Origin of the sequence: Mesorhizobium sp. M7A.F.Ca.US.005.03.2.1, from assembly GCF_003997795.1 — a bacterium.
GTDB lineage: Bacteria > Pseudomonadota > Alphaproteobacteria > Rhizobiales > Rhizobiaceae > Mesorhizobium > Mesorhizobium ciceri.
Window position 1 is genome coordinate 1 of record NZ_RZRP01000833.1, and the last position, 2,730, is coordinate 2,730.

Genomic DNA, 2,730 nt, shown 5'->3' on the forward strand with positions numbered 1-2,730 from the left:
CAGCACCCGGCCGTCGGCATCGACCAGCGCGCAGGCGGCGACCAGCAGCAGGCGCTTGCCGGCAATCACGACATCATTCATGACCCGGCGGCCGGCGGTAGTGGTAGCGATAGACTTCCTCGAAGCCGAGCGAATGGTAGAGCGCCAGTGCCGGCACATTGTTGGCCTCGACTTGCAGCCAGGCTTCCCGTGCGCCCCGCAGCCGTGCCCATTTCAGTGCCGACAGGATCAGGTTGCGGCCGTGGCCCCTGTTGCGTGCCGACTTGTCGGTGGCGACTTCGAACAGGCCGGCGAGATCGCCGTCATGCACGCAGATCAGCGTCGCCAGCGCTTCTGATCCATCTTCGAGCGCGAACAGCCCGGCTTCGGGCTGGATGGCGCCGATGATCTCCGACAGGCCGGGGCGCAGCGAAACATCCGAACCGCTGACCTTGAGCGACGCGCCGATGAAGCGGCTGATGTCTTTCAGCGGGATCTGGTCCATGGCAGCGTCGAGTTGCGCATCGGCCAGCGGCAGCCGCATGACCAGCGACTCGTCGAACCGGCTCCATCCCTCACGGTCGAGATGGCCAGCAAGATCGGGACCCGACAACGGCGACATGCGGAATGTCAGCGGCCTGCCATAGGCATCGAAACGGCGGCTGGCCCGGCCGATACGGTCGGCAATGTGCTGGATGTCGCCGGGATCGAGCGGATTGACCGAGTTCAGCCGCTTGGCCGGATGGCCGGCGGTCAGCCGCACCACCCAGGTGCCGTCATAGTGGACGGCGGCCGCCGGCCAGGCGCGAAAGCCGGCCGCCTCGTAACGGCGAACGATCGCGAGCATGCTTGCCGGATGCCTGGAGCTCAAAACCGTCAGCTCCGGTAATCGCCATTGATGGCGACATATTCCTTGGTGAGGTCGCAGGTCCACACCGTCGCCTTGCCGCGGCCGATGCCGATATCGGCGCGGATGCGGATATCGTCGCGCTTCATGTAGGCCGACGTCGCGGCCTCGGAATAGCCGGGGTCGCGCTCGCCTTCATGCGCCAGCCTGTTGTCGCCGAACCAGATCGACAGCCGGTCGCGATCGGCGGGTTCGCCGGCCTTGCCGACGGCCATGACGACGCGGCCCCAATTGGCGTCCTCGCCGGCGACTGCCGTCTTGACCAGCGGCGAATTGGCGATCGACAGCGCGATGCGCTTGGCCGAGCGCGCCGATTTGGCGCCGGTGACGGTGACTTCGACCTGCTTGCGGGCGCCTTCGCCGTCGCGCACCACCTGCAGCGCCAGCGATTTCAGCACCTTGCCGAGCGCCCGGCGGAACGTGCCGAGACGGGCATCCTTGGGATCGGTTATCGCCGGCGCGCCGCGCCTGGCGGCCTTGCCGGTGGCGAAGATCAGCAGCGTGTCGCTGGTCGAGGTGTCGCTGTCGACGGTGACCGCGTTGAAAGTCTTGGCCGTGCCGCGCGACAACAGATCCTGCAGGACAGGGGCGGCGATCGGCGCGTCGGTGGCGATGAAGGAGAGCATCGTCGCCATGTCGGGCGCGATCATGCCGGCGCCCTTGGAAATGCCGTTGATGGTGACATCGGTGTCGCCGAGCTTGACGGTCGCGGTCGCCACTTTCGGATAGGTATCCGTGGTCATGATCGCCTTTGCCGCTTCGGTCCACAGCTCGGGCTTGCCCTTGCTGACCAGCCCCGCGAGCAGATGGCTGAATTTGCTGGTGTCGAGCGGCTCGCCGATGACGCCGGTCGAGGCCATGAAAACCTCCGCTGCCGTGCAGCCGGCCGCCTTCGCCGCCGCCTCGCCGGTCAGTGCGGTCGACTCGCGGCCCTTCTTGCCGGTGAAGGCGTTGGCGTTGCCGGAATTGACGACCAGCACCCGCGCCTTGCCCGCGCCGAGATTCTGCCGGCAGAAATCGACCGGCGCCGAGGGGCATTTCGATTTCGTGAACACGCCGGCGACCGCAGTGCCTTCATCGAAGACCATGGTCAAAAGATCGGTGCGGCCCTTGTACTTTATCCCTGCCTCGGCGGTGGCGATGCGCACCCCCTCGATTTCTGGCATTTTCGGGTATTTCTTCGGCGCAAGCGGCGAAATCGTCGTGGACATGGAGGCCTCGGGCGGGAAAAATCGCAAGGGAAGGCCGGTTTGCCCGATAGACCGCGCCGGCGCAAGGGCGTTTTCGTCGCTCTTGTCCGGGAGCTCGAACTCGCCCCTGGGAGCAGGGCTCCGAGACGTCGCAAGCCATGCAGTAGACATCGTCCGACGGCCGGTCCGGCGGTGTCAGCCAGTTTGCGCCGGCCGCGTTCATGTTAGTAGGAATTTATTCTTGACAGGGTGAGAGCAGCTATGCTACATTTTCGTCCATGGTGCTGATTTGCGCCAGTGACCCGCCTCCGGCGGGTTTTGCTTTTGGGGGCTCACCAACCGAGACGCCGGTAAGATTCCAGAAAAACGACCAACCCCTGCCCCGACCTTGCCAGCCTCCAGAAGCTTCAAAACGCGCCGTTTCGTTTGAGCGTCGGGTCACCTATATTGCCGGCGAAGTGTTTGGCGAGGACGACAGAGATGGCCGAGGACGCCGATCCGGCGCGCAGATCGATCGGTGCGCGGCGCAATCCCGACAGCGCCGAGGCCATTCTCCAAGCCGCCGAGACCGTGCTGGTCGAAGCCGGTTATGCCGGTTTCTCGATCGAGGCGGTGGCGCGGCGGGCCCGCGCCGGCAAACCCACCATCTATCGC

The 2,730-nt window shown here is 65.6% G+C and carries 3 protein-coding genes and 1 pseudogene; 1 reads left to right on the forward strand and 3 read right to left on the reverse strand.

The features are described 5' to 3' along the window. The 3 genes and pseudogenes from EN991_RS41840 to argJ form a co-directional block, all read right to left on the reverse strand. Positions 1-81 (reverse strand): annotated as a pseudogene (locus EN991_RS41840) (8-oxo-dGTP diphosphatase MutT); the annotation flags it as partial. Beyond that, the gene (locus EN991_RS31090) at positions 74-826 is read right to left on the reverse strand and encodes a GNAT family N-acetyltransferase (protein ID WP_032899301.1); all 753 of its coding nucleotides are present in this window, start codon (positions 824-826) and stop codon (positions 74-76) included. The gene EN991_RS31090 and the pseudogene EN991_RS41840, both read right to left, overlap by 8 nt. A 29-nt stretch (positions 827-855) precedes the next feature. Next, positions 856-2,097, reverse strand: coding sequence for a bifunctional glutamate N-acetyltransferase/amino-acid acetyltransferase ArgJ (gene argJ / locus EN991_RS31095; protein ID WP_127370186.1), 1,242 nt, complete (start codon positions 2,095-2,097; stop codon positions 856-858). A 459-nt stretch (positions 2,098-2,556) separates the two neighbouring features. Between argJ and EN991_RS31100 the strand changes: the two genes are divergently transcribed. Then, on the forward strand, positions 2,557-2,730 hold a 174-nt coding region (locus EN991_RS31100; RefSeq protein WP_127370187.1), incomplete at its 3' end, for a TetR family transcriptional regulator.

Bases quoted from the DNA above. Each gene is read 5' to 3' on its own strand.
- EN991_RS31090 (WP_032899301.1), bottom strand. From the start codon at position 826: ATGCTCGCGATCGTTCGCCGTTACGAGGCGGCCGGCTTTCGCGCCTGG.
- argJ (WP_127370186.1), bottom strand. From the start codon at position 2,097: ATGTCCACGACGATTTCGCCGCTTGCGCCGAAGAAATACCCGAAAATG.